The sequence below is a fragment of the Rhodopseudomonas sp. P1 genome (assembly GCF_039642825.1).
GTDB lineage: Bacteria > Pseudomonadota > Alphaproteobacteria > Rhizobiales > Xanthobacteraceae > Rhodopseudomonas > Rhodopseudomonas palustris_H.
Window position 1 is genome coordinate 4,127,684 of record NZ_CP088006.1, and the last position, 17,039, is coordinate 4,144,722.

Sequence of the window (17,039 nt, forward strand, 5' to 3'; positions counted from 1 at the left end):
CGAAAATTAATTCCACATCTTGACAGCGAGGGTTATTTTGAAGAGCGTCGATTGTCAACGACGTCCATAAAACCAAAAGCCGTGCAGGGATGAAGCGTCCACCGAAGAAACCCGCAACCGACCGCAGTTTCGTGGTGGCTCTGTCCCGCGGCCTGGAAGTGCTTCGCGCATTCGGCCCCAATGACGGGCTGCTCGGCAACCAGGAATTGGCGGCGCGCACCAAATTGCCCAAGCCGACGATTTCTCGGCTGACCTACACCCTCACCAAGCTCGGCTATCTCACGCAGGTTCCGCGCTTCGAAAAGTATCAACTCGCACCGGCCGCGATGTCGCTCGGTTATGCGGCGCTCGCCAATCTCGGCGTCCGGCATTTGTCACAGCCTTACCGCGACGAATTGATGCAGCAGACCGGCGGCGCAGTCGCGGTCGGCGCGCGCGACCGGATCAGCATGATCTATGTCGGCCAGGCGCGATCGAGCCTCACCGTCGGCGTGCAACTCGACGTCGGCTCGCGAATCCCGATCGCCACCACCGCGATGGGCCGCGCTTACTTGTGTGCGCTGCAAAGCGAAGAACGCGCGGTTTTAATGAAGGAAATGCGCGAATACTACGGCAGCCGCTGGCCGCGCATCAAAGAAGGCATCGAACGCTCCGAGGAGATGGTCGCCAAGCACGGCTTTGCGATCTCGGTCGGCGAGTGGCAGGACGACGTGCACGCCGCGGGCGTTGCACTCACACTCAACGATGGTACCGGCCCCTATGCGTTCAACTGTGGCGCGCCGGCTTTCCGTTTCACGGAAGAGCGGCTGATCAACGACATTGGACCTCGCCTTGTCGCGATGGTAAGGAAAATCGAAGCGGCGCTCGGGGAGTAGCTGCGCCGCAACCAAGAAAATCCGATAACAAAAGAACAAAAGGAGGGAAAGTTGCGCGTGTCGTCGAGGGGATCAGGTAGCAAAACGCTGCCTCGACCGGGCCACTGCAAATGATGCAGGCTCAGTCTTCTTCTTCCGCGTCGCCGCTTCTCGCGGTGCGCGACGTCAGCGTCGTGTTCGGTGGCATCGTCGCCCTGAACGGCATTTCTTTTAACATGCAAAAGGGCCAGATCCTCGGACTGATCGGCCCGAACGGCGCCGGCAAGACCACGTTGTTCAACTGCCTGTCGCGGCTTTATCAGCCGAGCAAAGGCGACATCCTGCTCGAAGGCGAGAGCATTCTGACGCGGCCGCCGCACCGCATCGCGGAGATCGGCATCGGCCGCACGTTCCAGAACGTCGCGCTGTTCCCGAACATGTCGGTGATCGACAACGTGCGCGTCGGCGCGCATTGCCGCACGAGCAGCGACATCGTTTCGGATTCGCTGCGCATGCCGTGGATCCGCAGCACCGAGAAGGCGCTGAACAAGAAGGTCGATGATATCCTCGGCTATCTCGATCTGCGCAGCGTCGGCCACACCACGGTGTCGGGCCTGCCGTTCGGCACCCAGAAGCGCGTCGAGCTGGCACGTGCGCTCGCCGCAGAACCCAAGATCCTGCTGCTCGACGAACCGGCCGGCGGTCTCAATCACGAGGAAGTCTACATCCTCGGCGACCTGATCCGCCGCATTCGCGACGACCGCGGCATCACCGTGCTGCTGGTCGAACACCACATGGGCATGGTGATGTCCACAGCCGACTACGTGGTCGCGCTCAATTTCGGACGCAAGCTCGCAGAGGGGACGCCGACCCAGGTGCAGAACGACCCGGATGTGATCAAGGCCTATCTGGGGAGCAAAGACGAACAATGACCGCGATGCTCAACGTTCGCGACCTGCGCGCCTATTACGGCCAGGTCCAAGCGCTGCACGGGCTCGAATTCGACCTGCACGAAGGCAGCCTCACCACCCTGCTCGGCGCCAACGGCGCGGGCAAGACCACCACGCTGCGGGCGATCTGCAACATGGTGCGCTCGACCGGCACGATCGAGTTCGAGGGCAAGGCGATCAACCGAAGCTCGACGGAATCCATCGTCAAGCTCGGCATCGCCCATGTGCCTCAGGGCCGCGGCACCTTCACCACGATGACCGTGGAGGAGAACCTGCAGCTCGGCGCGATGACCCGCAAGGATACCAAGGCGATCGCCTCGGACATCGAGCGGATGTACGCGCACTTCCCGGTGCTCAAGCAGCGCCACACCCAGCAGGCCGGCACGTTGTCCGGCGGTGAGCAGCAAATGCTCGCGGTCGCCCGCGCGCTGATGCTGCGGCCGCGGCTGATGCTGCTGGACGAGCCCTCGTTCGGCCTCGCGCCGCTGATCGTGCGGGATCTGTTCAAGATCCTCGGCAAGATCAACCGCGAGGACAAGGTCACCATTCTGGTGGTCGAACAGAACGCCCAGCTCGCGCTCGAACTCGCCGACAAGGCGTATGTGATCGAGACCGGGCGGATCGTGATGTCTGGCAATGCGGCGGAGATCGCCAGCAACGAAGACGTCCGCAAATCTTATCTGGGCTACTGAGGAGACGGCCATGGATCTGTTTCTGAACCAAATCCTGGCTGGCATCGCCACCGGTGCGATCTATGCCTGTATGGCGCTCGCCGTGGTGATGATCTACCAGGCGATCGACCACCTCAACTTCGCCCAGGGCGAAATGGCGATGTTTTCGACCTTCGTCGCCTGGCAGCTGATGCAGTGGGGCGTGCCGTATTGGGGCGCGTTCGTGCTGACGCTGGCGTTCTCGTTCGCGGGCGGCGTGATCATCGAGCGGGCGCTTTTCAAGCCGCTCGGCAACGCCCCGGTGCTGACCCACGTCGCAGGCTTCATCGCCCTGTTCGCGATCATCAACTCGGTCGCGGGCCTGACCTGGGACTTCACCATCAAGCAGTTCCCGTCGCCGTTCGGCTCCTCGCCGTTCCTCGGCAGCCAGCTGATCTCGACCCACCAGGCCGGGATGATCGGCGTCACCATCGTGCTGCTGATCCTGCTGTTCCTGTTCTTCCAGTACACCAGGATCGGTCTGGCGATGCGGGCAGCGGCGTCGCAGCCTGAATCGGCGCGGCTGGTCGGCATCAACACCTCGTGGATGATCGCCCTCGGCTGGGGCATGGCGGCTGCGATCGGTTCGATCGCCGGCATGCTGATCGCTCCGGTGGTGTTCCTCGAGCCCAATATGATGGGCGGCGTGCTGATCTACGGGTTTGCCGCAGCGGTGCTCGGCGGTCTGTCCAGTCCGTTCGGCGCAGTGGTCGGCGGCTTCCTGGTCGGCGTGTTCGAGAACCTCGCGGGCACCTACATCCCGGGTGTCGGCAACGAACTCAAACTGCCGATCGCCCTGGCGCTGATCGTCACCGTGCTCGTCGTGAAACCCACTGGCCTGTTCGGCCGCACCATCGTCAAGCGAGTCTGAACATGAGCGCACTCCAGGAAATCGTCAACGATACCCAACCGGTCGAGACCACGCCGAAGAAGTACATGGCGCTCGGCAACACCGCCTCCGTCGTGGTGGTGGTGCTGCTGTGTCTCGCCCCGCTGGTCGCCAAGAACTTCATCATCTTCCAGATGACGATGGTTCTGATCTACGCCATCGCGGTGCTGGCGCTGAACATCCTGACCGGTGGCTCCGGCCAGTTCTCGCTCGGCCAGAGCGCGTTCTACGCGGTCGGCGCCTACACCTCGGCGATCCTGATGGAGAATTTCGGCGTCAACTACGCGTTGACGCTGCCGATCTCCGGCGCGATCTGCTTCATCTGCGGCTATCTGTTCGGCCTGCCGGCGCTGCGATTGAGCGGCATCTATCTGGCGCTCGCGACCTTCGCGCTCGCCACCGCGATGCCGCAGCTGCTCAAGCTGCACTACTTCGAGCACTGGACCGGCGGCGTCCAGGGCCTGGTCATCACCAAGCCCGACGCGCCGTTCGGCCTGCCGATGTCTCAGGACATGTGGCTGTACTACTTCGTGCTGGTGGTCTCGATGGCGATCTACGTCGCCTCGGTCAACCTGCTGAAGTCGCGCTCCGGCCGGGCCATGATGGCGATCCGCGACAACGAAATCGCGGCTTCGGCGATGGGCGTGGACGTGGCGCGCTACAAGACGCTGGCGTTCGGCATCAGCGCCGGCATCACCGGCGTCGCCGGCGGCCTCGGCGCCATCGCGGTGCAGTTCGTCGCGCCGGACAGCTACACCATCCAGCTCGCGATCGCGCTGTTCCTCGGCATGGTGGTCGGCGGCGTCGGCTGGCTGCCGGGCTCGATCGTCGGTGCGGCGTTCATCGTGTTCGTGCCGAACATCGCGGAAGGCTTCTCCAAGGGCCTGTCCGGCGCGGTGTTCGGCGTGATCCTCGTGCTGATCATCTTCCTGCTGCCGCACGGCTCGCGGCAGATCGCCTACACGGTGCAGAACTGGGTGCACAAACTCGGCCGGCGGGCATAACCCGCCCGCACCGACCACTGCCAGCCCCTCGCGACCCGTTCGCGAGGGGCTTTTTCTTTGCTGCTCTCTGGTCCGTTGCGGACCCTGCACCGTCAGCGGGGCTGTTGCCCGATCGGGGGGTGTCCCGAAGGGCATGGCGGGCGTATGCAGGATGGCAACGAAGCGCGCCGCGGCCTGCGCGCGCCCATGATCCGATCGAGCCATGTCGTCCTTGAGCTTTTGCCGTGCGCGCCGAGGCGCGCTGCTGGCGCTGTCCGCCGCCGTTCTCGCCCTCACCTCTCCGGCCGGCGCCGAGAGCCCTGCGGCGACAGGTGCCGCCACCATCCGCATCGGCAATCTGATGCCGTATTCGGGCCCGGCATCTGCCTATTCGATCGTCGGTCGGATCGAGCAGGCCTATTTCAAGATGATCAACGATCAGGGCGGCATCAACGGCCGGCAGATCGAGTTCATCTCGTATGACGACGGCTACAATCCCGCCAAGGCGGTCGAGCAGGTGCGCAAGCTGGTCGAGCGCGACGAGGTGCTGATGGTGTTCAGCGCAATGGGCACGCCGTCCAACGCCGCAATCCAGAAGTATCTGAACCTCAAGCAGGTGCCGCAATTATTCGCCGCCAGCGGCGCCACCCGGTTCGGCGATCCCAAGGCATTTCCCTGGACGATGGGCTGGCAGCCGCCGTACCAGACCGAAGGCCGCGTCTATGCCAAGTACATCCTCGCCACCAAGCCGACCGCACGGATCGCGGTGCTGTACCAGAACGACGATCTCGGCCGCGATCTGCTCAAGGGACTCAAGGACGGGCTCGGCGAGCGGGCCGCCTCGATGATCGCAGCGGAAGAGAGCTACGAGGTCACCGAGCCGTCAGTCGACAACCATGTGGCGCGGATGAAGGCCTCGGGCGCCGACGTGTTCGTGTCGATCACCACGCCGAAATTCGCTGCCCAGAGCATCCGCGCCGCCGCCACGCTGGAGTGGCATCCGCTGTATGTGCAGGCGCTGGTGTCCGCCTCGATCGCCGCGGTGATCCGGCCCGCCGGCCTCGACGCCGCCCAGGGGCTGGTGTCGGCCGCCTACAACAAGGACGCGGCCGATCCGCAGTGGCGCGACGATCCGGCCATGAAGCGGTTCCACGCCTTCCTCGACGCCTATGCACCGGACGTCGACCGCGGCGACAATTCGGTGGCCTACGGCTATGGCGCGGCGCAGTGCCTCGTCGAAGTGCTGCGCCGCGCCGGCGACGATCTCAGCCGTGCCAACATCATGAAGCAGGCCGCCAGCCTGCAGGGCTACGCACCCGACACCCTGCTGCCGGGCATCACGGTGAACACCGCGGCGGACGACTTCCATCCGATCGAGCAGCTCCGGATGATGCGGTTCTCCGGGGATCATTGGGACCTGTTCGGCCCGGTGATCGGCGGCGAACTTCGCAACTAAGCTGCGCCATCGCGCTCTCCCACAGCCTGCCGATTTATCGCCCTGCGGCATTTGGCTGCCTGCCGCAGTGCGGTTGTAATTCCGCTTTTGGTTGCTGCATGCGCGAGAAGCGTGTTCAATCGGCTCCGGACCTCGACGTCCACACAAGAAGAATCGAAAATCCCAAGGAGCCTGTATTGATGCCCACCTTCCGTTCGCGCGCGCTTGCCGCCTCGGCAGCCGTCGCCGTCAGTTTTGCCGCATTCACCGGCACCGCTTTCGCCCAGAAGAAATACGACACCGGCGCGTCCGATACCGAGATCAAGATCGGCAACATCATGCCCTATTCGGGCCCGGCGTCGGCCTACGGCACCATCGGCAAGACCGAGGAAGCCTACTTCCGGATGATCAACGAACAGGGCGGCATCAACGGCCGCAAGATCAACTTCATCAGCTACGACGACGCCTACTCGCCTCCGAAGGCGGTCGAGCAGGTGCGCAAGCTGGTCGAGGGCGATGAAGTGCTGGCGGTGTTCAACCCGCTCGGCACCCCGTCGAACACCGCGATCCAGAAGTATCTCAACGCCAAGAAGGTGCCGCAACTGTTCGTCGCCACCGGCGCCAGCAAGTGGAACGATCCGAAGGCGTTCCCGTGGACGATCGGCTGGCAGCCGTCGTACCAGAGCGAGGCGCAGATCTACGTCAAGTACATCATGAAGGAGAAGCCTAACGCCAAGGTGGCAATCCTCTATCAGAACGACGATTTCGGCAAAGACTACCTGAAGGGCACCAAGGACGGCTTCGGCGAGAAAGGCGCCTCGATGATCATCGCCGAGGAAGCCTATGAAATCTCCGAGCCGACCATCGACAGCCACATCGTCAAGCTGAAGTCGCTCAATCCCGACGTGCTGCTGATCTACACCACGCCGAAGTTCGGCGCGCAGACCATCCGCAAGACCGCCGAGCTCGGCTGGAAGCCGATGCAGATCCTCACCAACGTGTCGGCATCGGTCGGCAGCGTGATGCAGCCCGCCGGCTTCGACAACGCCCAGGGCGTGTTGTCGGCCAACTACGCCAAGGATCCGACCGACCCGCAGTGGGACAACGATCCGAGCTTCAAGAAGTGGCACGCCTTCGTCGACAAATACATGCCGGGCGCCAACAAGGCCGACGGCAATCTGGTGTACGGCTATGGCGCCGCCCAGACGCTGCACAAGGTGATCGAGATGTGCGGCGACAACCTGACCCGCGAAAACCTGATGAAGCAGGCCGCCAGCCTGAAGAACTTCGAGCCGGACACGTTGCTGCCGGGCGTCAAGATCAACACCTCGCCGACCGACTTCGCTCCGATCAGCCAGCTGCAGATGATGCGGTTCAAGGGCGACAAGTGGGAGCTGTTCGGCGACATCATCTCGGCGGACGCGCCGACCAACTGATCGCCCCCGATTACGGCCTGATTCCCACTCGTCCCCCGGCAAGCGATTGCCGGGGGATTTTCTTTGCGCCGAGGCGACGCGGCACACAACGATTGGGCCGCTCCGCACAACCCGCGCGAGCGGGTGCAGCGCATCAATGCCAAACCGGATCGATAATCTGGTAGTTCTACTGACCTATTAGTGCGCTTTCGGTTACTTCGCATCGCAACAATACGTAGTGCGACGACATAGCTATCGACGATGCTTGCTGGCCCATTCGGGAAGGTGTTGAATGTTTGCCGGAAGGGCCACCAAGAGCCCGCACCCGACACCACAATCACACATCCAAGAAAAGGGAGTCAGAAATGCCTTCACTCCGTTCGCACGCGGCTGCGCTTTCCGCGGCAGTTCTCCTCAGTTTCGCAGCCTCGAACGGCGCGCTCGCGCAAAAGAAATACGATCCGGGCGCAAGCGATACCGAAATCAAGATCGGCAACATCATGCCCTACAGCGGCCCCGCTTCCGCCTATGGCGTGATCGGACGCACCGAGGCCGCCTATTTCAAGATGATCAACGACAAGGGCGGCATCAACGGGCGCAAGATCAACTTCATCAGCTATGACGACGCCTATTCGCCACCGAAGACGGTGGAACAGGCACGCAAGCTGGTCGAGAGCGACGAAGTTCTGCTGATCTTCAACTCGCTCGGCACGCCGCCGAATTCGGCGATCCACAAATACATGAACAGCAAGAAAGTCCCGCAGCTGTTCGTCGCCACCGGCGCCAGCAAGTGGAACGACCCGAAGAATTATCCGTGGACGATGGGCTGGCAGCCGAACTACCAGAGCGAGACCCAGATCTATGCCAAATACATTCTGAAGGAGATGCCGAACGCCAAGATCGCCGTGCTGTATCAGAACGACGACTACGGCAAGGACTATCTGAAGGGCTTCGAAGATGGTCTCGGCGCCAAGGGCCAGTCGATGATCGTGATGAAGGAGAGCTATGAGGTCTCCGAGCCGACGATCGACAACCACATCGTCAAGCTGAAATCCACCGGCGCCGACGTCTTCATCAACATCACCACGCCGAAATTCGCCGCCCAGGCGATCAAGAAGCTGGCCGAAGTCGGCTGGAAGCCGACGCACTTCCTCAACAACGTCTCGGCTTCGGTCGGCAGCGTGATCAAGCCGGCAGGCTATGAGAACGCCCAGGGCGTGATCTCGGCGGCCTATCTGAAAGACGTCTCCGACGACCAGTGGAAGGACGACGCCGGCATGAAGGAGTTCCTCGCCTTCATGGACAAGGAGTTCCCGGAGGGCAACAAGCTCGATGGCGGCACCGTGGTCGGCTACGGCGTGGCGCAGACGCTGGTCGAAGTGCTGAAGAAGTGCGGCGACAATCTCACCCGCGAGAACGTCATGAAGCAGGCCGCCAGCCTGAAGGACTATCGCACCGAAGTGCTGCTGCCGGGGATCAAGATCAACACCTCGGCGACCGACTTCGCGCCCGTCAGCCAGCTGCAACTGATGCGCTTCAAGGGCGAGAAGTGGGAGCTGTTCGGCGACGTCATCAGCGCCGACGTCGGCGGCTGAGCCTCCCGGACGAACCATCACGCAAAAGCCCCGGGCAGCAATGCCCGGGGCTTCGTCATTCCGATCCGCCGATAGCCTGCGAGACGCGGCCGCTTACGCGGCGGCCTCATAATTGACTTCGCTCTCGGCCAGCTTGGAGAGGGTCATGTCGGTGGTCTTCTCCTGCTGCAGCGTCTGGTCGATCAGCTTGACCGCGTCCTTCATGCCGAGCAGGCCGGCCCAGGTCTTCAGCGTGCCGTAGCGGGAGATCTCGTAGTGCTCGACCGCCTGCGCGGCCGCGAGCAGGCCGGCATCGAGTGCCTCGGTGCCCTTGTACTCGTCCATGATCTCCTTGCCCTCGTCGAGGATGCCGAGAATGGCATCGCAGGTCTTGCCGCGGGCCGGCTTCTCGAGCAGTTCGAACACCTGCTCCAGCCGCTCGATCTGGCCTTCGGTCTCGGCGAGATGCTTCTCGAACGCGGCGCGCAGCTTGTCCGAGGTGGCGGCCTTGGCCATCTTCGGCAGCGCCTTCAGGATCTGCTTCTCGGCGAAATAGATGTCCTTCAAGGTGTCGAGGAACAGGTCGTTGAGGTCCTTGTCTTTGGTGGCGGCCATACTGTGAACTCCGTCGTGAATGGGTGTGGCGCTGTCAGTCCACCCGCCCAACGCGACCTTCCGAGGATTGTTCCTGGTAATCGCTGCCGGCGCGGCACTGTCATCCCATCGTCAAATCGCCGAGGCAAAATCGTCATTCGTTCGTACAGAGTGACGAGAATGATCCGCGACAGCCACCCCACCTCTTCGGTCGCCACAGCTTGCGTCGCCAGATCTCGCGTCGCCACCGTGCTGGCCCGGCGCAGCGTCGCGCTGCGTTCGGTCTGATCGCGTTCCGATGCCCACCGTGCTGCCGCTCGCAGGTGACATCCGCTTCAGCATCCCCGGGGTGGAAGCCGCCGGCGGCGAAGCTGCGCGTCCGCCGGTGCCGGGCCTGATCTGGGCGTTCCGGATCGGCCCCGACGGCGCCGCGCATAGCGGACCGGACGGCACCTTTGCGCCTGAACTGCATGACGGCTGGACCTGGCTGCACCTCGATCTCACCGACAGCCGCGCGCTGCAGTGGATTGGCGGCACCGCATTGCCGCCGCCGGCCAAGACGCTGCTGCAAGCCACCGACGTATATCAGCAGATCCACAGCCTCGACGGCTGCGTGTACGGCGCGATCGCCGACCTCGGGCGCGACATCGACGAAATCACCGAGGACATCGGCTGCTGCGCTTCGTGATGACCGAGCATCTGGTGATCACCGGCCGCCATCAGCCGCTCGGCGCGGTCGACGCCGCCCGGCGGGCGCTGGAAAGCGGCCACCGGGTGGAGAGCTGCGCCGGCCTGTTCGACCTGATCGTCCATAATGTCGCCGAGGCGATCGAAGCGATCGCCGACGACATGGTGCAGGCGCTCGACCAGCTCGAGGAAAAACTGCTCACCGACGACACCGACGAGCTGCGCCAGGGCCTCGGCCGGCTGCGCCGAAGCTGCGTCCGGCTGCACCGGCATCTGTCGGGCCTGCGGGTGCTGCTGCACCGGTTCGACCGTGACGGCGCCGAACTGGCACCGCGGCTGCGGCCCTGCGCCGGCAAGCTGGCGCAGCGGCTCGACGGGCTGGACCATTCGGTAGTCGAGATGCGCGAGCGCAGCCGGCTGCTGCAGGAAGAGCTGCACCTGCAGATCGAGGAGCAGGGCAACAACAGCCTGCGGGTGCTGTCGGTGCTGACCGCGCTGCTGCTGCCGCCGACCCTGGTCACCGGCATGTTCGGCATGAACCTGCACGGCCTGCCGTTTGCCGAGGACGGCGGCGGTTTCGGCTGGGCGCTGGTGATCATGCTGCTGTCGTCGATCGTCGCCTATGTGGTGATGAAGCGTTTCGGCCTCATCAGGTAACCCAATCCCGTGTGCCCGCCGTTCCGACCCCAGCCGCCCGTTGCGGCACCCCACCGGCCTGCCCCGGTCCCCGTTGTGGCCCGGCGGCTACGCCATTGTGAAATCTGTGGGCGTGGCCGATCGGTGGCCGCGCCCCGCCGATCGCTGTGATACGGGACGCAGCATCGAATACCAGGACGATCCAGCGCGTGCGAAACACTCTGCTCTTTCCGATCCTCGCTGCCGCCACGGTCTGCGCCGCGCCCGCCGGCGCGGCCGATCTTGCACGCAAGGCGCCGGAGGCCCCGCGCGCGGTGTTCGACTGGAGCGGGTTCTATATCGGCGCGCATTTCAGCGCGGTGGCCGGTCACTCCAACTGGAGCTCCACCCCCGCCGGCGGCAGCGGCTCGATCGATCTGTTCGACGCCTTTCAGCTGTTCAAAGGCACTGGCAGCTACGTGATCGGGCTGCAGGCCGGCTACAACTGGATGTTGCCGTCGCGCTGGCTGATCGGCATCGAGGCCGACCTCAATTCGCCCAACACCCTCGGCGGCAATACCGGCAACACCCTGCCGTCGGGCACGGTCGGCGGCCACGATCATCAGGCGCTGCTTGGCGGCACCGTGCGCGGCCGGGTCGGCTACGCGTTTGGCGGCTGGCTGCCTTACGTCACCGCCGGCTTTGCCTGGAGCTACGACCGGCTACGCTGGCCGCCAGATCCCGCGCTCGCGCAGCAGGAAACAGCGCTGCTGTGGCGGCTCGGCTGGGCCGCCGGCGCCGGCGTCGATGTGCCGCTGTCGCCGGCCTGGAGCGCACGCGCCGAATATCTGGCGACCGGGTTCGGCTCCGGCACCGTCAGCTTCCCGATCGCCGGCCAGAGCGTGTCGTCCGACGTGCTGACCCATGCGGTCCGGCTCGGCCTGAACTATCGGCTCGGCGAGGACCTGACCAAGTCCGACGTGTTCACCAAGGGCATCGATGCGCTGGAGCTGGAGCGCTTCGCGGTGCATGGCCAGAGCACCTTCACCTGGCAATACGCGCCGGGCTTCCGCTCGCCGTATAGCGGCACCAACAGCCTCGCCCCGAACCAGGCGCGCGAGACCTTCGACGCCACGCTCTATATCGGCGCCAAGCTGTGGGACGGCGCCGAATTCTGGGTCAATCCGGAGATCAATCAGGGCTTCGGCCTCAGCGGCACCTTCGGCATCGCGTCGTTCCCGAGCGCAGAGTCCTACAAGGTCGGCGCCAACTATCCGTATGCGCGGGTGCCGCGCTATTTCGTCCGCCAGACGCTTGATCTCGGCGGCGCGGTCGAGACCGTGCAGGGCGGGCCGAACCAGTTCGCCGGCAAGCAATCCGCCGAGCGGATCGTGATCACCGCCGGCAAGTTCTCGGTCGGTGACATCTTCGACGTCAACAAATACGCCCATGACCCGCGCGTCGACTTCCTCAACTGGGGCCTCGCCGACGCGCTGACCTTCGACTACGCGGCCGATGCCTGGGCGTTCACCTACGGCACCGCGGTCGAGTGGTACACCGGCGCCTGGACGGTGCGCGGCGGTGTGTTCGATCTGCCGCAGACGCCGAACAGCACCGACCTCGATTCCAGCTTCGGCCAGTTCCAGCTGATCGGCGAACTCGAACATCGCCACGAACTGTGGGGCCTTGCCGGCAAGGTGCTGGTCACCGGCTTCCTCAACCGCGCCCGGCTCGGCAACTTCACCGATGCGGTCCGTGCCGCGCAGGCGACCGGCACCACGCCGAGCATCGCCGACGTGCGCCGCTACACCTCCAAGACCGGCCTGTCCGCCAGCCTGGAGCAGCAGCTCACCGCCGACATCGGCATGTTCGCGCGCGCCGGCTTCAGCAGCCCGAACCTCGAGACCAACGCCTTTACCGATTCCGACCGCACGGTGTCGGCCGGCCTGTCGCTGTCGGGACGGATGTGGGGCCGCGCCGAGGACACCATCGGCATCGGCGGCCTGCTCAACCACATCTCGGCGTCGCGGATCGCATATCTCGACGCCGGCGGCCTGACCGCGATCATCGGCGACGGCCGTCTGCCCAATCCGGGCGACGAGAAGGTGTTCGAAGCCTACTACAGCCTGCCGGTGTATTCGTGGCGGCTGACCGCGGACTATCAGTTCGTCGCCAACCCGGCGTTCAACCGCGACCGCGGCCCAGTCCACCTGATCGCCACGCGGCTGCGCACGCAGTTCTAGCTACAGGGATGAGATTCCGTCATGGCCGGGCTCGTCCCGGCCATCCACGTCTTTCATGCGGTCATGTCTCGCAAAGACGTGGATGCCCGGCACAAGGCCGGGCATGACGGAGGCTTTGCACGAAGATCCACGAACGTTCTCTCCGCGTCATTGCGAGCCGAAGGCGAAGCAATCCAGAAGCCCAATGCATGGGGTTCCTGGATTGCTTCGTCGCTGCGCTCCTCGCAATGACGATGCGGAAGGGGCCATGCAACGCTTAGCGTTACGCCGCCAGCTGGGTCTCGACCAGACGCACCCAGTACGAGGTGCCGTACACGATCGCCTCGTCGTTGAAGTCGTAGGCCGGGTGATGCAGACCGGCGCTGTCGCCGTTGCCGATGAACACGAACGCGCCCGGGCGCTTCTCCAGCATGTAGGCGAAATCCTCGGCGCCCATCAGCGGCGGCAGCGGCACCACATTGGCCTCGCCGGCAATGTCGCGCGCGACCTGAATCGCCACGTCGGTCTCCGCCATGTGGTTGACCAGCACCGGATAGCCGCGCTCGTAGGTGAGCTCGATCCTGGTGCCGGTCACCTGCGCTACACCGGCGACGACGTCGCGCACGCGCTGCTCGACCATGTCGCGCACCTCCGCCGTCATCGTCCGCACCGTGCCCTTCAGCTCGGCGTATTGCGGGATCACGTTACGGGCGTTGCCGGCGTGAAATTCGCACATCGACAACACCGCGGCTTCGAACGGATCGACGTTGCGCGAGACGATGCCCTGCAGCGCGGTGATCAGTTGCGCGCCTGCCAGCACCGGATCGACGCACAGATGCGGCCGCGCGGCGTGGCCGCCATGGCCTTCGATACGGATGTCGATCGCATCGGTCGCCGCCATCACCGGCCCAGGGCTGATCGCAAACGCACCGACCGGAATGCCCGGACCGTTGTGCATGCCATAGACCTGCTCGATGCCGAACCGCTCCATCAGGCCGTCGTCGATCATCGCCGCGGCGCCGGCACCGCCCTCCTCGGCCGGCTGGAAGATCATCACCGCATCGCCGGCGAAGTTGCGGGTCTCGGCAAGATAGCGCGCGGCGCCGAGCAGCATCGCGGTGTGGCCATCGTGGCCGCAGGCGTGCATCTTGCCGGGCACCTTGGAGGCATAGGGCAATCCGGTCGCCTCGACGATCGGCAGCGCGTCCATGTCGGCGCGGAGCCCGATCGCCTTGAGATCGCCGGTGCCGGCTGGCCGGGCGCCGCGGATCACGCCGACCACACCGGTGCGGCCGAGCCCGGTGACCACCTCGTCGCAGCCGAATTCGCGCAACCGTTCGGCGACGAACGCCGCGGTGCCTTCGACGTCGTACATCAGCTCCGGCTGCTGATGCAGCGTGCGGCGCCAGGCCGCGATGTCGGGCTGCAGATCGGCGACGCGGTTGATCACGGGCATGAGACGATGCGGCTCCAGTTATCGAAGCCTGCAGGCTAACCGCACCGTCCCGCTCCGGCAACTGTACAGCGCCGGCCCGCGGCGCTAAGCCTCTGCCAACGACAAAAAGCACGGGCGGACTCGATGACGGCACGGATCGAAGGCGAATTCGACACCATCGTGGTGGGCGCAGGCACCGCAGGTTGCATCGTCGCCAACCGCCTCTCCGCCGATCCGAGCCGGAAGGTGCTGCTGCTCGAAGCCGGCGGCCGCGACAACTGGATCTGGTTTCACATTCCGGTCGGCTATCTGTTCGCGATCGGCAATCCTCGCTCCGACTGGATGTTCAAGACCGAGCCCGAGCCGGGCCTGAATGGTCGGTCATTGGCCTATCCGCGCGGCAAGGTGATCGGCGGCTCGTCGGCGATCAACGCGATGATCTCGATGCGCGGCCAGGCCGCCGATTACGACCATTGGCGCCAGCTCGGCCTCACCGGCTGGGGCTGGGACGATGTCCGCAAGGTGTTCCGCCGGCTCGAGGACCACTTCCTCGGCGACAGCGAGCATCACGGCGCTGGCGGCGGCTGGCGGATCGAGGCGGCGCGGCTGTCATGGCCGATCCTCGATGCGGTGGCGAACGCGGCCTGCGAGATGGGAATCCCGCGCAGCGCCGATTTCAACACCGGCGACAACGAGGGCGTCGGCTACTTCCACGTCAATCAGAAACGCGGCCGGCGATGGTCGTCGGCGCGCGGCTTTCTCAAGCCTGCACTGCACCGCTCCAACCTGCGGCTCGAAACCAACGTCGTGGTCGACCGCGTGCTGGTCGAGAACGGCCGCGCGGTCGGCGTCCGCTTCCTGCAGAACGGCGTGCCGATCGAAGCCCGCGCCCGCCGCGAGGTGGTGCTGTGCGCCGGCGCGATCGGCTCGATCCAGGTGCTGCATCGTTCCGGCATCGGCCCGGCCGAATGGCTGAAGCCGCTCGGCATCGAGCCGGTGCTCGATCGTCCCGGCGTCGGCCGCAACCTGCAGGACCATCTGCAGCAGCGCGCGATCTACAAGGTCAGCGGCGGCCGCACGTTGAACGAGATCTATCACTCGCTGCCCCGCCGCGCCTGGATGGGGCTGGACTACGCGCTGCGCCGGCGCGGCCCGCTCACCATGGCGCCGTCGCAGCTCGGCATCTTCACCCGCTCCGATCCGCATCAGGAGCGCGCCAACATCCAGTTCCACGTCCAGCCGCTGTCGCTCGACAAGTTCGGCGATCCGCTGCATCGCTTCCCGGCGATCACCGTCAGCGCCTGCAACCTGCGCCCGACCTCGCGCGGCGAGATCAAGCTGAAATCCACCGCGCTCGACGCCGCACCGTCGATCGCGCCGCACTATCTGTCGACCGCCGAAGACTGCCGCGTCGCCGCCGATGCGATCCGCGTGACACGGCGGCTGATGAAGCAGCAGGCGCTGGCGACGTATCACCCCGAGGAGTATCTGCCCGGCCCGTCGGTCGGCGACGACGACGCCTCGCTCGCCAAGGCCGCCGGCGACATCGGCACCACGATCTTCCATCCCGTCGGCACCGCCAAGATGGGCCGCGCCGACGATCCGCTCGCGGTGGTCGACGAACGCCTTCGCTTTCACGGCCTCGATGGCCTGCGCATCGTCGACGCCTCGATCATGCCGACGATCACCTCCGGCAACACCAACACCCCCACCGCGATGATCGCCGAGAAGGGCGCGGAGATGATCGTGGCGGATGGGAAGTAATGGATCTGATCCATCGGCACCGCCTCTGGATCGATAACGCCGACGTGCGGATCGCACTGGTGCGTTGGGGCAACGCCGATCCGGGCAAGCCAGTCGCGCTGCTGTTGCATGGCACCGGCTTCCTCGGTGAGATCTGGGACGAGATCGCGAACGGCCTCGCCGCCCGCTACACGGTCTATGCCCTCGACCGCCGCGGCCACGGCGCCAGCGACGAGCCCGGCCGTTATCACTTCGCGGATTTTGCATCCGACCTCGCCGCGGCGATCGAAACGCTGGGACTGTCCAACATCTACGGCATCGGCCATAGCGCCGGCGCGACCGACCTGCTGCTCGCTGCCAAGCTGCTGCCCGACCGCTTTGCCCGTCTGTTCGTGATGGAGCCGACGGTGATGGACCCGAGCGTCGCTCCCGGCAGCGATGCGCGGCTAAGCGATCAGGCCGAGGCCGCGGTCAGCGGCGCGCGGCGCCGGCAAGGCGAATTCGCCAGCGCCACCGCGGCTTTCGAACGCTACCGCAACGCGCCGGCGTTCGCCCCATGGTCGGAATACGCGCTGCGCGCCTATATCACCCACGGCTTCGCACACCTACCCGATGGCCGGGTGCGGCTGCTGTGCAGTCCAGATGTTGAAACCGAGATCCTGCGGCCGATCTTCGAGGCGATGGAACAAGTCTATCGCGGCGACGCGCGCGGCAATCCATTCGGATGGCTGCGCGAGCTGAATAACTGCCCGGTGCGGATCGCGACCGCCGAACACTCCTGGCCGATCTACAAGGAGATGGCGGCGCGGGCGAGCGCATTGATACCTGGCGCGAGCCGGATCGCGTTCGATGGCGTCGGCCACTGCGTCGCGCAGGAAGCGCCGGCGCGGCTGCTCGCCGCGCTGCAGGACTTTGCAGACGCCTGATTGCGTA

General features: G+C 65.1%; 12 protein-coding genes and 2 pseudogenes. 12 read left to right on the top strand and 2 right to left on the bottom strand.

Annotated features, from left to right (window positions below; translation table 11 throughout):
- Positions 1-89 precede the first annotated feature (89 nt).
- The 8 genes and pseudogenes from LRC39_RS19085 to LRC39_RS19120 all read left to right on the top strand — a co-directional run bounded on the left by LRC39_RS19085 (position 90) and on the right by LRC39_RS19120 (position 8,831).
- Positions 90-955, top strand: a pseudogene (locus LRC39_RS19085) (IclR family transcriptional regulator).
- Between the two features lie 30 nt (positions 956-985).
- Positions 986-1,786 (top strand): ABC transporter ATP-binding protein, encoded by an 801-nt coding sequence (locus tag LRC39_RS19090; protein ID WP_107356485.1) that lies wholly within the window; start codon positions 986-988, stop codon positions 1,784-1,786.
- Positions 1,783-2,496, top strand: coding sequence for an ABC transporter ATP-binding protein (locus LRC39_RS19095; protein ID WP_012497117.1), 714 nt, complete (start codon positions 1,783-1,785; stop codon positions 2,494-2,496). Before LRC39_RS19090 ends, LRC39_RS19095 begins: the two co-directional genes overlap by 4 nt.
- A gap of 10 nt (positions 2,497-2,506) precedes the next feature.
- A complete protein-coding gene (locus LRC39_RS19100) occupies positions 2,507-3,385 on the top strand; it encodes a branched-chain amino acid ABC transporter permease (RefSeq protein WP_011159259.1) in 879 nt (292 codons plus the stop codon).
- Positions 3,386-3,387: 2 nt separating this feature from the next.
- The gene (locus tag LRC39_RS19105) at positions 3,388-4,407 is read left to right on the top strand and encodes a branched-chain amino acid ABC transporter permease (protein WP_346295293.1); all 1,020 of its coding nucleotides are present in this window, start codon (positions 3,388-3,390) and stop codon (positions 4,405-4,407) included.
- Positions 4,408-4,609: 202 nt separating this feature from the next.
- Positions 4,610-5,842, top strand: coding sequence for an ABC transporter substrate-binding protein (locus LRC39_RS19110; protein ID WP_346295294.1), 1,233 nt, complete (start codon positions 4,610-4,612; stop codon positions 5,840-5,842).
- A gap of 179 nt (positions 5,843-6,021) precedes the next feature.
- A complete protein-coding gene (locus tag LRC39_RS19115; RefSeq protein WP_107356488.1) occupies positions 6,022-7,257 on the top strand; it encodes an ABC transporter substrate-binding protein in 1,236 nt (411 codons plus the stop codon).
- Between the two features lie 344 nt (positions 7,258-7,601).
- The gene (locus tag LRC39_RS19120) at positions 7,602-8,831 is read left to right on the top strand and encodes an ABC transporter substrate-binding protein (protein ID WP_107356489.1); all 1,230 of its coding nucleotides are present in this window, start codon (positions 7,602-7,604) and stop codon (positions 8,829-8,831) included.
- A gap of 93 nt (positions 8,832-8,924) precedes the next feature.
- On the opposite strand, the gene LRC39_RS19125 is transcribed toward LRC39_RS19120, so the two are convergent.
- Positions 8,925-9,425 carry a ferritin-like domain-containing protein gene (locus LRC39_RS19125; RefSeq protein WP_107345470.1) on the bottom strand — a complete coding sequence of 167 codons (501 nt, stop codon included), beginning with the start codon at positions 9,423-9,425 and terminating at the stop codon, positions 8,925-8,927.
- A 277-nt stretch (positions 9,426-9,702) separates the two neighbouring features.
- Between LRC39_RS19125 and LRC39_RS19130 the strand changes: the two are divergent.
- A pseudogene (locus LRC39_RS19130) lies at positions 9,703-10,748 on the top strand (transporter).
- A gap of 188 nt (positions 10,749-10,936) precedes the next feature.
- Positions 10,937-12,949: a carbohydrate porin gene (locus LRC39_RS19135; protein WP_346295295.1), complete on the top strand. Its 2,013-nt coding sequence runs from the start codon at positions 10,937-10,939 to the stop codon at positions 12,947-12,949.
- A 262-nt stretch (positions 12,950-13,211) separates the two neighbouring features.
- Here LRC39_RS19135 and LRC39_RS19140 read toward each other — a convergent pair whose 3' ends face one another.
- A complete protein-coding gene (locus LRC39_RS19140) occupies positions 13,212-14,384 on the bottom strand; it encodes a M20 aminoacylase family protein (protein WP_107356492.1) in 1,173 nt (390 codons plus the stop codon).
- A gap of 123 nt (positions 14,385-14,507) precedes the next feature.
- On the opposite strand from LRC39_RS19140, the gene LRC39_RS19145 reads away from it, so the two are divergent.
- Complete coding sequence (locus LRC39_RS19145) at positions 14,508-16,127, top strand: GMC family oxidoreductase (RefSeq protein ID WP_346295296.1); 1,620 nt, start codon at positions 14,508-14,510, stop codon at positions 16,125-16,127.
- A complete protein-coding gene (locus tag LRC39_RS19150) occupies positions 16,127-17,032 on the top strand; it encodes an alpha/beta fold hydrolase (RefSeq protein ID WP_346295297.1) in 906 nt (301 codons plus the stop codon). Before LRC39_RS19145 ends, LRC39_RS19150 begins: the two co-directional genes overlap by 1 nt.
- Positions 17,033-17,039: the final 7 nt, after the last annotated feature.

Bases quoted from the DNA above. Each gene is read 5' to 3' on its own strand.
- LRC39_RS19090 (WP_107356485.1), top strand. From the start codon at position 986: ATGATGCAGGCTCAGTCTTCTTCTTCCGCGTCGCCGCTTCTCGCGGTG.
- LRC39_RS19095 (WP_012497117.1), top strand. From the start codon at position 1,783: ATGACCGCGATGCTCAACGTTCGCGACCTGCGCGCCTATTACGGCCAG.
- LRC39_RS19100 (WP_011159259.1), top strand. From the start codon at position 2,507: ATGGATCTGTTTCTGAACCAAATCCTGGCTGGCATCGCCACCGGTGCG.
- LRC39_RS19105 (WP_346295293.1), top strand. From the start codon at position 3,388: ATGAGCGCACTCCAGGAAATCGTCAACGATACCCAACCGGTCGAGACC.
- LRC39_RS19110 (WP_346295294.1), top strand. From the start codon at position 4,610: ATGTCGTCCTTGAGCTTTTGCCGTGCGCGCCGAGGCGCGCTGCTGGCG.
- LRC39_RS19115 (WP_107356488.1), top strand. From the start codon at position 6,022: ATGCCCACCTTCCGTTCGCGCGCGCTTGCCGCCTCGGCAGCCGTCGCC.
- LRC39_RS19120 (WP_107356489.1), top strand. From the start codon at position 7,602: ATGCCTTCACTCCGTTCGCACGCGGCTGCGCTTTCCGCGGCAGTTCTC.
- LRC39_RS19125 (WP_107345470.1), bottom strand. From the start codon at position 9,425: ATGGCCGCCACCAAAGACAAGGACCTCAACGACCTGTTCCTCGACACC.
- LRC39_RS19140 (WP_107356492.1), bottom strand. From the start codon at position 14,384: ATGCCCGTGATCAACCGCGTCGCCGATCTGCAGCCCGACATCGCGGCC.
- LRC39_RS19145 (WP_346295296.1), top strand. From the start codon at position 14,508: ATGACGGCACGGATCGAAGGCGAATTCGACACCATCGTGGTGGGCGCA.
- LRC39_RS19150 (WP_346295297.1), top strand. From the start codon at position 16,127: ATGGATCTGATCCATCGGCACCGCCTCTGGATCGATAACGCCGACGTG.